Source organism: Streptomyces pseudoechinosporeus, from assembly GCF_054783935.1.
Genome location: NZ_BAAGPS010000011.1, coordinates 189853 through 206143, shown reverse-complemented (window position 1 = coordinate 206143; position 16291 = coordinate 189853). Strand labels below are relative to the sequence as shown.

13 protein-coding genes and 3 pseudogenes are annotated in these 16291 nt (G+C 71.1%); 6 read left to right on the top strand and 10 right to left on the bottom strand.

Features of this window, described 5'->3' with window-relative positions; all coding sequences use genetic code 11:
- Positions 1-309 precede the first annotated feature (309 nt).
- From ACYVO6_RS17390 to ACYVO6_RS17350, 9 genes and pseudogenes are all read right to left on the bottom strand, one after another.
- Positions 310-1308, bottom strand: coding sequence for an extracellular catalytic domain type 1 short-chain-length polyhydroxyalkanoate depolymerase (locus ACYVO6_RS17390; RefSeq protein ID WP_461062219.1), 999 nt, complete (start codon positions 1306-1308; stop codon positions 310-312).
- Between the two features lie 265 nt (positions 1309-1573).
- A pseudogene (locus ACYVO6_RS17385) lies at positions 1574-1741 on the bottom strand (ATP-binding cassette domain-containing protein); the annotation flags it as partial.
- Between the two features lie 205 nt (positions 1742-1946).
- Positions 1947-2675: an alpha/beta fold hydrolase gene (locus ACYVO6_RS17380; RefSeq protein WP_461062217.1), complete on the bottom strand. Its 729-nt coding sequence runs from the start codon at positions 2673-2675 to the stop codon at positions 1947-1949.
- Positions 2676-2709: 34 nt separating this feature from the next.
- Positions 2710-3423: a maleylpyruvate isomerase family mycothiol-dependent enzyme gene (locus ACYVO6_RS17375; RefSeq protein WP_461062215.1), complete on the bottom strand. Its 714-nt coding sequence runs from the start codon at positions 3421-3423 to the stop codon at positions 2710-2712.
- Entirely contained in the window at positions 3420-4253 is an 834-nt protein-coding gene (locus tag ACYVO6_RS17370) for a fumarylacetoacetate hydrolase family protein (protein WP_461062213.1), read from the bottom strand. Before ACYVO6_RS17370 ends, ACYVO6_RS17375 begins: the two co-directional genes overlap by 4 nt.
- Positions 4250-5353 (bottom strand): cupin domain-containing protein, encoded by a 1104-nt coding sequence (locus ACYVO6_RS17365; protein ID WP_461062211.1) that lies wholly within the window; start codon positions 5351-5353, stop codon positions 4250-4252. The genes ACYVO6_RS17370 and ACYVO6_RS17365 overlap by 4 nt, the downstream gene beginning before the upstream one ends.
- Entirely contained in the window at positions 5343-7016 is a 1674-nt protein-coding gene (locus ACYVO6_RS17360) for a (2,3-dihydroxybenzoyl)adenylate synthase (protein WP_461062209.1), read from the bottom strand. Before ACYVO6_RS17360 ends, ACYVO6_RS17365 begins: the two co-directional genes overlap by 11 nt.
- A gap of 11 nt (positions 7017-7027) precedes the next feature.
- Entirely contained in the window at positions 7028-9070 is a 2043-nt protein-coding gene (locus tag ACYVO6_RS17355) for an acetate--CoA ligase family protein (protein WP_461062207.1), read from the bottom strand.
- Positions 9067-10584 carry an FAD-dependent monooxygenase gene (locus ACYVO6_RS17350; RefSeq protein ID WP_461062205.1) on the bottom strand — a complete coding sequence of 506 codons (1518 nt, stop codon included), beginning with the start codon at positions 10582-10584 and terminating at the stop codon, positions 9067-9069. The genes ACYVO6_RS17355 and ACYVO6_RS17350 overlap by 4 nt, the downstream gene beginning before the upstream one ends.
- Positions 10585-10767: 183 nt before the next feature.
- Between ACYVO6_RS17350 and ACYVO6_RS17345 the strand changes: the two genes are divergently transcribed.
- Positions 10768-11577 (top strand): PaaX family transcriptional regulator, encoded by an 810-nt coding sequence (locus ACYVO6_RS17345; protein WP_461062203.1) that lies wholly within the window; start codon positions 10768-10770, stop codon positions 11575-11577.
- Positions 11578-11623: 46 nt separating this feature from the next.
- Here ACYVO6_RS17345 and ACYVO6_RS17340 read toward each other — a convergent pair.
- Positions 11624-11710, bottom strand: a pseudogene (locus ACYVO6_RS17340) (DUF899 domain-containing protein); the annotation flags it as partial.
- 301 nt (positions 11711-12011) lie between these two features.
- Here ACYVO6_RS17340 and ACYVO6_RS17335 point away from each other — a divergent pair.
- The 5 genes and pseudogenes from ACYVO6_RS17335 (at position 12012) to ACYVO6_RS17315 (ending at position 16185) form a co-directional block, all read left to right on the top strand.
- Positions 12012-12365, top strand: a complete 354-nt coding sequence (locus ACYVO6_RS17335) for an ArsR/SmtB family transcription factor (protein WP_461062201.1) — start codon at positions 12012-12014, stop codon at positions 12363-12365.
- Complete coding sequence (locus tag ACYVO6_RS17330) at positions 12362-12676, top strand: hypothetical protein (protein WP_461062199.1); 315 nt, start codon at positions 12362-12364, stop codon at positions 12674-12676. Before ACYVO6_RS17335 ends, ACYVO6_RS17330 begins: the two co-directional genes overlap by 4 nt.
- Before the next feature lie 185 nt (positions 12677-12861).
- A complete protein-coding gene (locus tag ACYVO6_RS17325; RefSeq protein WP_461062197.1) occupies positions 12862-14970 on the top strand; it encodes an MMPL family transporter in 2109 nt (702 codons plus the stop codon).
- 69 nt (positions 14971-15039) lie between these two features.
- Positions 15040-15202, top strand: a pseudogene (locus tag ACYVO6_RS17320) (pyridoxamine 5'-phosphate oxidase family protein); the annotation flags it as partial.
- Positions 15203-15453: 251 nt separating this feature from the next.
- A complete protein-coding gene (locus ACYVO6_RS17315; protein ID WP_461062195.1) occupies positions 15454-16185 on the top strand; it encodes a DUF899 family protein in 732 nt (243 codons plus the stop codon).
- The last annotated feature ends 106 nt before the right edge of the window (positions 16186-16291 follow it).

The window sequence follows — 16291 nt, the reverse complement described above, 5'->3', positions numbered from 1 at the left end:
GGCCATCCCTGGAGAGAATCTGGGGAGTATGGGCGGCGCTGGGGAGCACGTGGGGAGAATCGGCAGCGAGAGGCAGGAGCCTTCCGCCGGAGTGCTGGGGGATCGGTGGCGGTGCATCTGGTCGCTCACGGCCACGCCCGGTCATGGTGGTGCGAGGCAGGCCCGACCCGGTGGGTCCGGTGCTGACCGGTGTCGACGGTTCGTCAGAGGGCGCCGATGCTGTGGGGCTGAAGGGGCCGGGTTACCGGTGAGCAGGCGTTACGCCGGGCTGCCGACGCCGTTCAGGAACGAACGCCGGCACCCCGGCGGTCACCGGCCGCGCCCGCCATGGCGGAGGAAGAACCGCCACATGAGCTCGTTGGCGCTGATCTCGTGGGTGACGGTGCCCAGGTACGGCGGCCAGACGCCTGTCGAGCCCGGCCAGGTGTGCCCACCGCCGTCGACGACGTACATCATGACGTCCGCGCCTCGGCTGCAGGCGGAGTACGTCACCCGGCTGACGTGCTCGGTGACCTGGGTTCTCCACGGCCCCTGCCGACAGCCGTTCAGGGTCGCCCACCGCTGCAGGGCCGTCACCTCTCCATAGCCCCAGTACGCGGCACCTCCCCCGGCGTAGGGGTTCACCGGGTCGGCGGTGCCGGCGAACGAGAGCACCGGGACCGCTCGGCCGGGCGCGCACGTCGCGGGATCCGGTACGAAGCCACCATCGGCGTCCTCGACGGGCGCCCCCGCCCGCAGACCCGCCACCGTCGCGATCGCGGCCAGGCGGCCGGGGTGGTCGCACGCGTACTGCGACGCCATGCGTGCGCCGCCGGAGTATCCGGTCGCGTAGACCTTTCTCGGATCGGTACATCCGGTGGACACCAGAGTGTCGATGGTGTCGCTGAGGAACTGCTCGTCATCGGGTCCGCCGACGCCGGTGACGTACGGGACGTTCCACCGGTACCCAGGGCTGGCGACCAGACTGCCCTGCGGTGCGACGAGCAGGAAGCCCTCGCGGTCTGCGGTCTCCTCCATCTGGCTGCGATCGAGCTGCTCTTCCGCAGTGCTCTGACTGCCGTGCAGATTCAGGACCATCGGCACTTGTCCGAGCCCTCTGAGTCTCCGGGGCACGTGGACCACCACGGTGCGCTCCAGCCCACCCGAGCTGACGGTGAGCGTCGTGCGGCCCGCTGGCAGACCGCAGCCGGCGCGGGGTGATTCCCCGTACGATGTCTCGCTCGCCGCGGCGGGCGGTGCGACGACTGAGGGAAGGAGTAGGGCGCACAAGGCCGTGACCCCCGAGCTGAGGACTGCGAGGCGGTGCATGAGCGGCTCCGTTGTGGTGTTGGGCGGTGGGGAGATCCGTTCCGTGCGGCAGTCGTATCGTGCGATGCGGGCGCGCTCAGCGCGCCACGAGGGGCAGGGCCGTGGCCGAAGGGGAACACCGGGCCGGTGCTCTTCTGCAGGACGCACGGCTGGCCGGCCTCGACCTCGTCCATCGAACTAGGCGGTTGGAAGGAGAACAAGCCCTCGGGCCGGGCCCGGTCGAACAGGACGTCGAGCAGGGCCTCGTCACTGGCGATGTCGGGCACAGCCGCTGGATGAGGTCCTCCGACTCGGCGCGCGTCTGCGCGTCGACCGCCGCGAAGGGCTCGTCCATGAGCAGTACCTTCGGCTCGAACTCGACGGCGCGTGCGATGGCGACGCGCTGCTGCATTCCTCCGGAGAGCTGCCAGGGAAGAGCCAGGTGGGCATCGGCGGCTACCTCCCGCGCTGGGAACGCTACTTGGCGCCTGGCACAGAAGCCCGTTTGGCCGGCCGACGGGCCGTCACCCCCGGCGCCCTGCCCACAGTGTCCTTCGGTCTGCTCGGCCCGGAGGCCACGCTGCGCGGGGCCCTGTTCAGCGGACATGCTGATGTGCTCGCCGACCCGACCGTCGCTCCAGCCGCTCCGCCATCGGTGTCTACACCGCGCAGGCCCGGACGAACGCGTCGGCCAGTTCGGCGGGGCGGGTGAAGAGGGCCTCGTGGCTGCCCGGGGTCTCGATGACCAGCGGGTTCTTGAGCCGTGGCAGGAAGCGGTCGGCCCAGGCCCACTCGCCGGGAAGGGCAAGGTCCTCCGTGCACAGGACGTAGGCGGTGGGGATGTCGAGTGCGGCGAACGCCGTCGTGTCCGGCTTCTCGGTGAAGGTGCCCAGGGGCTGCGGGACGAGCAGGGAGTGGATCAGGCGCTGGGTCTCCTCACTGGCGTCCTGCATGAACGCCTGCTGAAAGACCTCGAAGGGAAACGTCACGGTGTCGTTGCCGGAGGCCGCCGCAACAGCGTGGAACATCTCGCCGTAGTGCGGCGGGCACGCGTCGATCAGGGACTCGCCGTCGTTCGGGACGAACGCGTTCCAGAAGACCAGGCGCCGTATCCGGGAAGCGAGCTTCGGCGCCGCGCCGGTCAGGACGTATCCGCCCCAGCTGTGGCCGACCAGGGTGATGTCGGTCAGTCCGGCGCGTTCGACGTAGTCCACGAGGCTGTTCACGCAGTCGGTGAGGGTCACGCCGCGCGGGTCGTCGTCGGCGCCCAGCCCGGCCAGGGTGGGGGTGTGCACCTGGTGCCCGGCGGCTCTCAGCTCGGCCGCGACCGGGCGCCAGGCCCATCCGCCGTGACAGGCTCCGGTCACCAGGACGAAGGTCTCGCTCATGTCGATCTCCTTTGATCGTTCAGCCACGTCCGGCTCACAACCAGCGTGGAATTTCAGGGAGTTCACCGATGATGTGCAGTTCGTCGGTACCGCTCCGGCCGGTGAGCCAGGCGGCCAGGGCGTACGGCGGCCCGGTGACCGTGACGCCGGTGGTGGGCGTGCCCAGGACGACGGGGTCGTGGCCGTCCGCCGACAGTTCGGCACCGATACCCGGGGCGACGCGGGCCGACATCCACCCGGCCACCTCGCGTACGAGGGCCCAGGCGAAGTCGGGCGGCAGCGCGTCCATGCCGACGCCCACACGGAGGTCGACCAGGTGGATCCACACCTCGCGAGCCCGCAGCCACGGCACCTCCGACGCCGGGATCTCGCGGCCCTGCGCGCTGACGACCGTGGCCGACCAGGCGTCGGCCGACAGCGACCGGGCGGCTTTCCGGAAACGGGCGGCGGACTCCCGCACGTCGTCCCGTTGTTCGGCCAAGGACCGTCCGGCGCCCGCCTCGATGTCCGTGGCGCGTTGGTCCGGCGAGGCGTACATGGGCGTACGGATCCCGGTCCGGGCCCAGGTCAGCAGGTTGACCAGGGCGTCGGCGTTGCGCGCGAGGTGGGTGAGGAGGTGGCCGCGGGTCCAGCCGGGGAGGGCGGACGGCTCGGTCACCGCGTCGGCGGGCAGCGCGTCGACCGCCTGCTGCAGCGCGAGCTGCCCCGCCTCGACCCAGGTCTGCGACCGGACGACGAGGACGGTCACGGCTTGTCCTCGACGACCGTGTTCACGCATTCCCCGATGCCCTCCACCACGGTCCGTACGACCTGGCCGGGCTTCAGGAACACCTTGGGATCGCGGGCCGCGCCGACCCCGCCCGGTGTACCGGTGAGAACGAGGTCACCCGGCTCCAGCGTCGTGAACGTGCTGAGGTACGCGGCGATGTCCGCCGGGGTGAAGAGCAGGTCGGACGTGCGCGAGCGCTGCATGACCTCGCCGTCCACCTCGAGGCGGATCTCCAGGTCGGCCGCGTCGTCGATCTCGCCGCCGGTCACCAGCCAGGGACCGGCCGGGGTGCTGGCCTCCCACGCCTTGCCCTGCAGCCACTGCGGGGTACGCCACTGCCAGTCCCGCATGGAGACGTCGTTGACGACGGTGTAGCCGGCGATCGCGGCCGCCGCCTCCTCCTTGGTGGCCCGGCGGCGCAGCCGGGAGCCGATGACGAAGCCGAGTTCGGCCTCCCAGTCCAGCTGCTCCGTCTCGCCCGGGTGGACGATGTCGTCGCGGGCGCCGAGCAGGACGTTGGCGAACTTGCCGAAGAGGGCGGGGTACGACGGCATCTCGCGGCCCATCTCCGCGATGTGGGTTCGGTAGTTGTGGCCCACGCAGAAGATCTTCGCGGGGGTCGTGACGACCGGGGCGAAGTCGAGCGTGGCCACCTCGTGCGCCGGGCCGTCGGCGGCGGTCGCGTACGCACTCCAGTCGGGGCGGCGCAGCAGGGCGGCGACGTCGGGGGCTCCGGTCTCCACGGCCCTGCCGCCGTCGAGGCGGACGGCCGCCGTGCGGTCGGCGGTGCGGATGGTGGCGAGCTTCATGAGGCCGTGCTCCCGGTCGTTTCGGTGCGGGCGAGGTTGAGCGCCTCGTAGAGGGGCGCGTCGCTGAAGGTGAACAGGTCGAGCTGCGTGTGCGCGGCGATGGTGAGCGCGCACCAGGAGGGGACGGTGATCAGGTCGCCTGCGGTCACTTCGATCACGCGGTCGTCGAGGGTGACGGTGCCGCTGCCGCGGAACACCTGCCAGACCGAGGAGCCCACCGTGCGGCGGGTGGCGGTGGCCGTGCGCGGGCGCAGGCGGTGCATCTCGGTGCGCAGGCTGGCCAGGGCGTCGCGGCCGGTGGCGGGGTTGGTGAAGCGGACACCGGCGTGGCCGGGCTCGATGACGCCGGGGTGTCCTTCGTCCGCCAGCTCCAGCTGGGCGGTGAGGGCGTCGTCGGTGTCGGCCCAACGGTAGGCCATCAACGGGGAGTTGGGACTGTCCGGGGCGCCGATCGGCCGTAGCCCCGGGTGACCCCACAGCCGCTCGTTCCGTGACCGCGACGGGGTCGACCGGTCCGACACCCCGTCCTCGCCGAACTCGAAGAACCCGGCGTCCAGGCGATGCACGAGCGGGATGTCGAGGCCGTCCAGCCAGACCATCGGCGCGTCGCCGACGTGATGGTGGCCGTGCCAGTGCATCGACGGGGTGAGCAGCAGGTCGCCGGGCCGCATCTCGACGGCGTCGCCGTTGACGACCGTCCACACGCCCTCGCCCTCCAGGATGAACCGGAACGCGCCCTGCGAGTGACGGTGGGCGGGGGCGACCTCGCGCGGGCCCAGGTACTGAATCGCCGCCCAGAGGTTGGGAGTTGCGTACGGCCGTCCGGGCAGGCCGGGGTTGGCGAGGGCGATGGCGCGGCGCTCACCGCCGCGCCCGACCGGCACCAGGTCTCCGGACCGGCGGGCGAGCGGCAGCAGGGTGTCCCACGGCCAGACGTGCGGGACGGCCTCGGGCTGTGGGGTCATCGGCATGAGGTTGCCGATCTCGGTCCACAGCGGGATGAGCCCGGCCGCCGCGAATCCGTCGTACAGCTTCCGGAGTTCGGGGTCCGTCTCCTCCGGGGCTATGACGGGCGCAATGCCGTAGCTGTCACTGGTCATCGGGGGTTCCTTCGGCGTCGAGCCGGCGCGTGATGTCGGCGCGCAGCGCTTTCTTGTCGATCTTTCCGACCTTGGTGGCGGCGAGTTCGGGGACCGTCACCAGCCGGTCCGGGAACTTGAAACGCGCGATGCCCGCGCGCTCCATGACGTGGTGGACGTCGTCGAGGGTCACGGTGCGACCCGGTTCCGGTACGACGTAGAGGCAGACGCGCTCGCCGAGGCGGGCGTCGGGCATCGCCACGGCGGCGGCGCGGGCGATGCCGGGGGTCTGGTAGGCGAAGTTCTCGATCTCCTCGGCGGAGATGTTCTCCCCGCCTCGGATGATCATGTCCTTGTCGCGGCCCTCGACGACCAGGTTGCCGTCAGGCAGCAGCCGCACGATGTCGCCGGTGCGGTACCAGCCGTCCTCGGTGAAGGCGCGGGCGTTCTGCTCCTCGGCGCGGTAGTAGCCGCGTGGGGTGTACGGGCCGCGGGTGAGCAGCACCCCCGGGGCCCCCTCCGGGACCGGATTGCCCAGCTCGTCCACGACGAGGAGTTCGTCGTCCTCGCACATGGGGCGCCCCTGCGTCGTACAGATGACGTCTTCCGGGTCGTCCAGACGCGTGTAGTTGAGCAGCCCCTCGGCCATGCCGAACACCTGCTGGAGCGTGCAGCCCAGCTCGGGGCGTACGCGGCGGGCGACATGGTCGGCGAGCCGGGAGCCGCCGACCTGGAGGAGGCGCAGCGAGCTCAGGTCGGTTCCGGGGTGTTCGCGGTGGTGGTCGAGCCAGCGCTGGGCGATGGCCGGGACCAGGGCCGAAGCGGTGACGCCCTCCTGCTCGAGCAGCGGGAAGGCCTTCTCCGGGTTGGGGGAGCCCAGCACCACCCGGCCGCCGTTCAGCAGCGCGCCGAGCAAGCCCGGGCAGGCGAGCGGGAAGTTGTGGCCGAGGGGCAGCGCGGCGAAGTAGACCGTGTCGGGGCCGAATCCGCAGACCTCGGCGCTGCGGCGGGCGTTGTAGACGTAGTCGTCGTGCGTGCGGGCGATGAGCTTGGGCAGACCGGTCGTACCGCCGGAGAGCAGGAAGACGGCGATCGACCGGCTGTCGGGCCGGTACGCGTCCACGGCGGCCCGGTCCTCAGGTGTGCCGGGAGCGGCGCACAACTCCCGCAGGTCCACGGCATCGTCGCCGACCTTGTCGCCGAGTACGAGGATGTGCTGAAGGGTTGGAGAGTCGTCGGCGACCTCGAAGGCCATCGACTGGTGGTCGTGGTCCTTGAGGAAGTCCGGCACCGCGATGGCCACGGCCTCGCTGTGCTCGACCAGGTGCCCGATCTCGTGTCTGCGGTGCCCGGGCAGTGCCATCACCGGGATGACGCCGAGGCGCAGACAGGCGTAGGTGAGGATCACGAACTCGGCGGTGTTGGGCAGTTGCACCACGAGCCGGTCGTCCGGGCGGAGCCCGAGCGCGGCCAGGCGCAGGGCCACGGCGTCCGCGCGCCCGGCGAGTTGACGGTACGTCAGCCGCTGGTCGCCGTCGACGAGCGCGACCGCGTCGGCAGTGGCGTCGGCGGCGGCGTGGAGCCGGTCGCCGATGGCGTGGCCTTCCCAGTAACCCTTCGCGGTGTAGCGCTCGGCGTACTCCGCGGGCCAGGGGACAGCGCCGTTGCTGCTCGGCCTTGGCATGGTCGTTCTCCTCAGGTGCGGTCGGCCGTGTGCACGATCACGGCGTCCAGGGCGATCAGCCCGTCGGCGGTGAGCCGCAGGGGGTTGATCTCGATCTCTGCAGTGTCCGGGCTCGCGGCCAGGGCGGCCGCGAGCGCGGCGGTGACCCGCCCGAACTCGGCCCGGTCGAGCACCGGTCCGCCGCGCCAGCCGGCGAGCAGGGCGCGGGCGGCCAGGTCGTCGGGCATCCCGGCGGCCTCGTCCGCGGACAACGGGGCGAGCCGGATCGCCACGTCTGCAAGGGCCTCGGCGGCCGTTCCGCCAAGACCGGCGAGGACGACCGGCCCGAAGACGGGATCCCGCCGTACGCCGAGTACGAGGTCGACGCCGGCCGGGGCCATCGCCTCGACCAGGTAGCGGTGGCCGGGGCCGATGGCGTCCAGCGCCGTGTCGAGTTCGCCGGGGGTGCGGACACCCAGGTGGACTCCGCCGATCTCCGTCTTGTGGAGGATCGCGGCGTCGAGCACCTTGACCGCGACGGGCCCGCCCAGCAGGCGCAGGGCGTAGTGGGCGTCGGCGCGGGTGTCGCAAGCGACGCGGTCGGGGGTGCGGATCCCGAGGGAAGCGAGGAACGACTTGGCGGCGTCCTCGTCCAGCGGGCCGGACGGCACGGAGGCAGCCGTCTCCTGCGAAGACCTGTCGGCGCGCACGGCCCGCTGCCGGGCATGCGTCACCAGCGCCCGTACGGCATTGGCGGCGGAGGCCGGTCCGGTGAGCGCCGGAATCCCCGCCTTGTGCAGCCGCGCCCGCTGTTCGGCAACATCCTCGGGAAGGCCGCCGACGACCACCACGGCCGGGGAGTCCGCACCGAGGCCGGCGTCCTGCGCGGCCGAGGCGAGGTCGACGCTGTCGGGCTCGGTCAGGGCGTAGACGGCGAGCAGGTCTACCGCCGGATCCGCGGCCGTGGCGTCGAGGACACGGGCAAAGGTCTCGGCGGGCCGGCCGGTGTCGACCGGATTGCGCTGGTAGGTGAGCGGGGGCAGCAGCTCACTCAGCGTGCGCTGCGTGGTCTCGGCCAGCTCAGGCATCCGTACGCCGTCGGTGCCCGCCCGGTCCGCCAACAGCAGCCCCGGCCCCGCCTGGGCGGTCACGATGCCGAGCCCCGGGTCCGGGTGGGGACGCAACTGGATGCGGGAGAGCGCGGTGAGTGCGTCCACCATCTCCCGTTCGTCGTCCACGACCACCGCCCCGGCCTGCCGCAGCGCGGCGCGCGTCGTACGCCAGGAGGTGGCGAGCGCCCCGGTGTGCGACCGGGCGAAGTCACCGACGTCGCTGCGGCCGACGACGAGCGCCACGACCGGCTTGACGGACGCCACCAGGCGTACGGCCTCGACCAGCCGTGGCCCGTCCGGAACCGTCTCCAGGTGCAGTGCGACGGCCGTCGTACGGCCGTCCCCCGCGAGGTGCTCCAGGACGTCCGCGGCGGTGACGTCGAGGCCTGCCCCGATGCCGACGCCGACGCTGATCCCGTTCCCGGCGGCGACCAGGTCGAAGGAGAGCGCGTGGTTGACGCCGCCGCTGGCCGCGACGACCGCGATGTCTCCGGCCGGCAGCTGCCCGGCCGCGGGCACGAAGCTGGCCGTCAGTCCGAGGTGGGGGGCGAAGAAGCCGGAGGTGTTGGGACCGAGCAGGCGGATCCCCGTGTCCTGGGCAACGCGACGCAGTGCCTCCGCGTACTGCTCGCCCTCCGGGCCCGCCTCGCCGAAACCGCCCGCGCAGACCAGCGCCGCACGGCAGCCCGCGGCGGCCGCCTCGGCCAGTGCCTGGGCGCAGCCGGCCGCCGGTACGCAGAGCACGGCCAGGTCGAGCCGTGCGTCGGTGTGCACGGCGGCTTCCGCGACCGAGGCGTACACGCCCTCGCCGGGCTCCGGGCGCCGCGCGTTGACCAGGGCACGGGCGCCGGGGAAGGGAGCCAGCGAACGGGCCATGGCGGCGCCCAGCTTGCCGCTCTGCCGTGAGGCGCCGATCACCACCACGCCCTCGGGCGCGAGCATCGGCGTCAGGTCGGTGCTCATTCCCGCTCCCCCGCCACCAGGTCGGCGCGCCCGGACAGCAGCAGCGTCTCGGCCCGGTCGTCGTCCATCACGTCCTCCACGATCAGCACGGGTACGCCGTGCACCAGCCGGGCCTGCTCGGCGAGCAGCGACCGGGTGAGCGCGGTTCCGCCCTGCACGGCGACCAGATCCGGGGGCGTGTCGTCACCCAGGGCGCCGTCCAACTCGCCGAAGATCTCCGGCAGTTGATCCTCACCCCCGGGTGCGGTGAACCACAGGCACCCCTCGGAGCGCAACGCCGCGAGCTCCGCCGCGGTCAGCCGCCGTCCGCCGAACTCCCGGAACGGCGTGTCCAGGGGATCGAGCCCCTCGTGCGCCGCCCGCCAGTCCTGTACGACCTGCTCGACGAACTCCGGGTCGCGGCGCGCGATCCGTTCCTTGCCGATGCTGCGGGAGATGAAGTGGAAGGCGAACCGCGTCGGTTCGAACGCGTCGTGGTAGCGCCCGAAGTGCTCCCACCACGACAGGCTCGGCCGAGCGGCGCCCTGGATCTTCGCCACCGAGGGCTGCCGCGCCGCCTCGTACGCGTCCAGGGCGCTCGCGAGGTCGTGACGGTGGGCGAGGAGGCTGTCGGCGAGGGCGACGGCGTCCTCCAAGGCCATCTTGGTGCCGGAGCCGACGGAGAAGTGCGCGGTGTGCGCGGCGTCGCCGACCAGGACGACGTTGCCGCTGTGCCAGCGCCGGGTGCGGAGGGTGCGGAAGTTGCCCCAGCGCGAGTTGTTGACCAGCAGTTCGTGGCCGTCGATCTGCTCGGCGAAGAGCTTCTCCAGGTAGTGCTTGGTCTTCTCGTCGCTCGGGCCCGGCGGCTGGGCGGTGTCGAACTCGTCGAGCCCCGCCCGCCGCCAGGACTCCTCGTCGGTCTCGACGATGAAGGTGCTGACGCTGTCGCTGATCGGGTAACCGTGCACGGCGAAGGTGCCGTGCGGGCCGTGCTCGTGCACGAAGGTCAGACCGTCGAAGAGGTAGTTCGTGCCGAACCAGATGAACTTGGCGGTCGCGACTTCCACCTCCGGCACGAGCACGTCAGTGAGACGGTCACGGAACCGGGAGTTCGCCCCGTCGGCGGCCACGATCAGGTCGTAGTCGGCCAGTTGCGCGGGGTCCGCGGGAACCTCGTGGCTGAACCGGAGCTCGACGCCGACCTCCTCGGCCCGCCGGTGCAGCAGCTCCAGCAGGGTCTTGCGGGTGATGGCGGCCATGCCGTTGCCGCCGCACCGGATCCGCCGCCCCTTGAGCCGCACCTCGATGTCGTCCCAGTGCCGGCCGTGCTCCGCGAGCGCGGTGCGCAGGACGGGATCCGCCGCGTGGATGGCGGCCAGCGTCGCGTCCGAGAACACCACGCCGAAGCCGAAGGTGTCCTCCGGGCGGTTCCGCTCGAAGACCGTCACCTCGACCGACGGATCGGCCTGCTTGATGAGCGCCGCGAAGAACAGCCCACCGGGGCCGCCTCCCACGCAAGCGATCCGAGAAACCATGGCTCCTGCCTCCACGTCGAGTACAGGCCCAGACTCAGGCTCAGACGCATCTTGTGTCAATACACAAACGGACGTCAGTAATCTGTTGCGCATAACCGAGGCTGATTTCCCTGTGGAAACATGGGTTCTCTCGGTCGGATGACTCATCATCACGACGGCCGTCCGTGTGCCATAGTCGATTCCGTGAAGCCTCGATCGATCGTCTTCGACCTGTTCGGCGACTACGTCCGCTACCGCGGCGGCACCGCCCGGCTGCGCACCCTCAGCACACTGATGGGCTGCTTCGGTGTCGGTGAGAGCACGGTGCGGGTGGTTCTCGCGCGCCTGCGCAAGGAGGGGTGGTTCGACGTCCGACGCGAGGGCAGGGAGACGCTCTACGCGCTCAACAAGCGCAGTCTCCAGCTCCTCGACGAGGGCCGCTCACGCATCTTCGACCGGGCACCGTCCGACTGGGACCGGCACTGGTACATGGTCATCTACTCGGTCCCCGAGAGTGAGCGCGGTGCACGCGACCGCATCCGCAAGGAGCTGGCCTGGCTGGGCTTCGGCCCTCTGGCCCCGTCCACGTACGTCTCCCCGCACGACCGGCTCCAGCAGGTCCGGGAGAAGTTCGCCGACGAGCCTGCCATCCGCCTGGACACCCTGCGCTGCCAGTCCGGCGGGCTGCCCGTCGACCGCGAGATGGCGGCGCGCAGCTGGGACCTCGCCGCCCTCAACGAGGACTACCGGGAGCTGCTGCGCACCTACCGAAGCCGGATGCCGTCGTACCGGGCCGGGCACCTCAGCCCCGAGGAGGCGCTGGTCGAGCGCATGCGACTGACCTACGACTACCGCAAGTTCCCCTTCCGCGACCCGGACCTGCCGACCGAACTCCTCCCGGCGGGCTGGGTGGGCCACGAGGCCCACGAGATGTTCCTGGAGGCCCACGAGGTCCTCGGCCCGTCGGCCGAGACCTACTACGACGAGGTGGCCGGCCCGCGCCCCGTCGAGTAGGGCACTACGACAGGTATCCCAGCTCGTGCGACGCCGCGGCCACGGTGTCGTGCAGGAAGACGTTGACCACGAATCCACCGTCGGGCGATGCGCCTACGTCGGTGCCGAACGGGCTGTTCGCGGTGGAGTACCACCCGTTCGCGATCGTCCTGATGGCAGTTGTTTGTGCCAGTCTGTACGTGATTTTCAAGCGGCGAGACTGGCTCTGAGCGACCTTAGGGAACGGATCGGACGGGTCCTCCAGTCCAGGGATCTCCGAGCCCGGTCGCGTGCCCAGCGGGTCGCGGAGCGCGTACGACAGCGGGAGCACCCGCACCCCCCCGAGCCGACCCTGAGATGCCCCCCATCTCTCCCCGAGATGTGTCAGGAATCTTTGACAGGTGCCCGAAGCGCCTGTCAGCCTTTCCTGACAGGTACGACGGAAAGGGGCCGCGATGCCCGAGGTCCCGCCTCCGGCACCGACGGGCGACGAGTTGCTGAAGGTGCTCTCCGCGCTCGGCAATCCGCACCGGATGCGGATCGTCGCGGCGCTCATGGAGAGCCGGAACTACGTCAGCGCGCTCGCCCGTGAGATCGGCATGGGCCGCCCACTGCTGCACATGCACCTGCAGCGCCTGGAGGCGGCCGGACTGGTCGTCGGCACGCTCGAACTCGCGGAGGACGGCAAGACGATGAAGTACTTCGAAGTCACCCCCTTCTTCTACGAGTTGACACCCCACGCCATCGCACAGGCGGCCGCGACGATCACCGAGACCGCTGACCGGACCGCGAAAGAGGAAGCGAAGTGAATGAGGAACTGGTGACATTCGCCGCCGGGGAGGACGAGTGGGGGATTCTGGTCGGCGCCGTCGGCGCGGCCGGGCTCTTCGCCCTGCTGATCGTGATCGTCTGGCAGGTCGCCGCCACCTGGCGGGCCCGGATGCTGGCGGCACGTGAAGAGCAGTACAAGGAACTCGCGACAAAGTACGCCCAACTCCTTGAGGACACCGTGGAGTTGCAGCGCCGAACCATCGACGAGCAGCGGCAGACCCTGGACGAACTGACGCAGACCCGGCTGTCGGTGAACTCGATGGAGAAGATGATGCGCGAGATCGAATAACACCCACTGTTCGCGTACGGCCGGGAGCGGCAACTCCCGGCCGTACCAAGGAAGAACACACCCGGACACACCCATCCCGTACACCACGGCAGGTCGTCACACCCTCTGCGCCGTGGTGCGGGCCCCGTGCGCCCTTGTGCCGGTCACCGACCGGCGGCGCGCTCCCTACCCCAAGGAGATTACTCATGCGTGCGCTGCTTCAGCGTGTCGCCCGTGCGCCCGGCGGGCGGCGCGGCAAATGGCTCGTCCTGGCCGCCTGGCTGATCGTGGCCGTCGCACTCGGCCCACTGGCCGGAAAGCTCGGCGACGTCGAGGACTCGAGTGCCAACGCCTTCCTGCCGCGCGGCGCCGAGTCCGCGCAGGTCAACACGGAGCTGGAGAAGTTCCGTGCCGACCCGGTCATGCCCGCCGTCGTCGTCTACACCGGCGACGGAGCGGACGCGAAGGCGGCCACCGACCGGACCGCCTTCGCGAAGTTCGTCCCCGCGGGCGAGGAGGTCTCGCGGCCGATCCCGTCCGAGGACGGTCAGGTGCTGATGACCGTGGTCCCGCTCGACAGCGAGGACGGGATCACCGACAAGGTCGACGAGCTGCGCGAGATCGCCGGCGCCAACGCGCCGCCCGGCGTGGACGTCGAGGTCGGCGGTCCCGCCGGATCCCTCACCGACTCGGTGGCGGTCTTCGACAGCCTCGACTCGACGCTGCTGCTCGCCACCGGCCTGGTCGTGGCCGCCCTGCTGCTGATCACTTACCGCAGTCCCTTCCTGTGGCTCCTGCCCCTGCTCTCGGTCGGCTTCGCGGCCGTCCTCACCCAGGTCTGCACCTACCTGCTGGCCAAGCACGCCGGACTGCCCGTGGACCCGCAGAGCGCGGGCGTGCTGATGGTGCTCGTCTTCGGCGTCGGCACCGACTACGCCCTGCTGCTCATCGCCCGCTACCGCGAGGAACTGCACCGCCACGAGGACCGGCATCAGGCAATGCGGATCGCGCTGCGCCGCTCGGGCCCGGCGATCCTGGCCTCCGCCGCCACCATCGCCGTCGGCCTGGCCTGCCTGGCCTTCGCCGACATCAACTCCTCGCGCTCGCTGGGCCTGGTCGGCGCGGTCGGCGTCGTGTGCGGCTTCCTCGCGATGGTCACGGTGCTTCCGGCGCTGCTCGTCATCGCGGGCCGCTGGGTCTTCTGGCCCTTCGTCCCGCAGTACGGCACGCCCGCCCGCAAGCCGCACACCGTCTGGTCCCGCATCGGCGCCGCCATCGCCCTGCGCCCCCGCTGGTCGTGGATGACGTCCGTCGCCGCCACCGGCGTCCTCGCCCTCAGCGCGGCCGGCATCTCCATGGGCCTGACCCAGGCCGAGATGTTCCAGGACAAGCCCGAGTCGGTCACCGCCCAGGAGACGATCTCGGCACACTACCCTTCCGGCGCCTCCGACCCCGCGAAGATCGTCACCATCACCGGCAGGGCCGCCGAGGTCCGCACGGCCGCCTCCACCGTGGACGGCGTCGCCCGCGTCGAGGACGGCGGCGACCGCACACCGGACGGTGAACTCACCACGCTCTCCGTGGTGCTGGAGGACGCCCCGGACAGCCAGGCGGCCAAGGACACGATCGACAAGCTCCGTGAAACCGTGCATCCGATGGACGCCCTCGTCGGCGGCACCACCGCCGAGAGCCTCGACACCCAGCGTGCCTCCGACCGCGACCTGACCACGGTCATCCCGATCGTGCTCCTGGTCGTCCTGGCCGTCCTGATCTGGCTGCTGCGGGCGCTGGTCGCCCCGCTGCTGCTCCTGGCCACCGTGGTGCTGTCGTACTTCGCGGCCCTCGGCGCCTCGAACCTCCTCTTCGAGCACGTCCTGGACTACGCGGGCGTCGACTGGTCGATCCCGCTCATGGGCTTCGTGTTCCTGGTCGCCCTCGGCATCGACTACAACATCTTCCTCATGCACCGCGTGAAGGAGGAGGCCACTCGTCTCGGCCACGCCCCCGGCGTCCTGGAGGGCCTGACCAGCACCGGAGGCGTCATCACCTCCGCGGGCATCGTCCTCGCCGCCACCTTCGCCGTCTTCGCCGGGCTGCCGCTGGTGACCATGGCCCAGATGGGAGTCCTCGTCGGCGTCGGAGTCCTGCTGGACACCTTCCTCGTCCGAACGGTCCTGGTTCCTGCCCTCGCCCTCGACCTGGGCCGCTGGTTCTGGTGGCCGGGCAGGCTCTTCCACCACCTGGCCCACGACGAACCAGGCACTCTTGGCAGCGCCTCAGCGACCCCGCCGGACCGGGCCCACGAACCGGCCTGATCGGGGGCGACGCCGACGCGGGTGTCCTTCACCCGCGTCGGCGTCCTGCGCAACCGCACCTACCGCCACCTCCTCACCGGTCGGGCCACCGTGGTGACCGATCCCGCCGAGCACGAACGGCTGTCGCAGGCCGGCCCCGTCCTGGATGCCCCTGCGGGAGGCCGTGTTCGTACGGATCGAGTCCGAGATGGTCACCGGACGCGAGCTCAGGGGGACGCGCGGTACGCAGTGAGGCGCAGCCCGCAGGGCATAGCGCAGCCAGCCGCCGGGCTTCGCCGTGAGCAACACATGTTCCAGTGCCTGGCCCGCCCGCAGCCATCGGGCTGGGCACCCGCACGTCCCCAAGGTCGAGGGGCTGTGCTCGAAACCCTGCACACCGACGGAGTCCTCCCCGTCGGTGTGCACGACAGCGGGTCGGGACGGACTCCGAGTCCCGGACTCGGCGCCCGAGTCGGAACACGGCTGCCGCCCTAGACTTGGACTTTGGACTACCGACAGGGGGGAATGGCCACCCAGGAGGACGCGATGTTGCGGCACACCAGACTGGCCGGAGAATCCGAGGAATATCTCGCCGCCCGCGAGGAGCTGCGCCTGGCCGAGATCGAGCTCATGCGCCACCAGGAGAAGGTGGCCGACCAGCGACGGGCCCTCCCGCCGGGGCCGGCTGTCGACGACTACGTCTTCCTCGAAGGCCCCGCCGACCTCGACGCCGGCGACACACCGGTCCGCGAGGTCCCCCTGAGCGGACTGTTCACCGCCCCGGACCGCCCGCTGATCGTCTACCAGCTCATGTACGGCAAGGCGCAGACCGAGCCCTGCCCGATGTGCACCCTGTGGACCGACGGCTTCAACGGCATCGCCCACCACGTCGCTCGCAACGCCGACTTCGCCATCGTCGCGGCCGCCGACCCGCCCTCCCTGCGGCAGCACGCCCGCAACCGGGGCTGGCACCGACTGCGCCTGCTGAGCTGCGGGGACAGCACGTTCAAGTACGACACGGGCAGCGAGGACAAGGACGGCGAACAGGACTCCACGGTCTCGGTGTTCACGCGTGACGGCGACGGCACGGTTCGCCACTTCTACTCCGCGCACCCCCGTATGGCCGACGACATCGATGAACGGGGCATCGACCTGCTGGCCCCCGTCTGGCACCTCCTCGACCTGACACCACGGGGCCGCGGTGACTGGTACCCGAGCATCGACTACGGGGTTTAGTTTTTCCGCCTCGTCACCTGGACGGTGCTGCCGGCGGTGCCAAGCGGCCCGAGAGGCCCGTCCTGGGCCACGCCCCCTTCTCTCCCGGTCCAAGCCCGATTGGCAT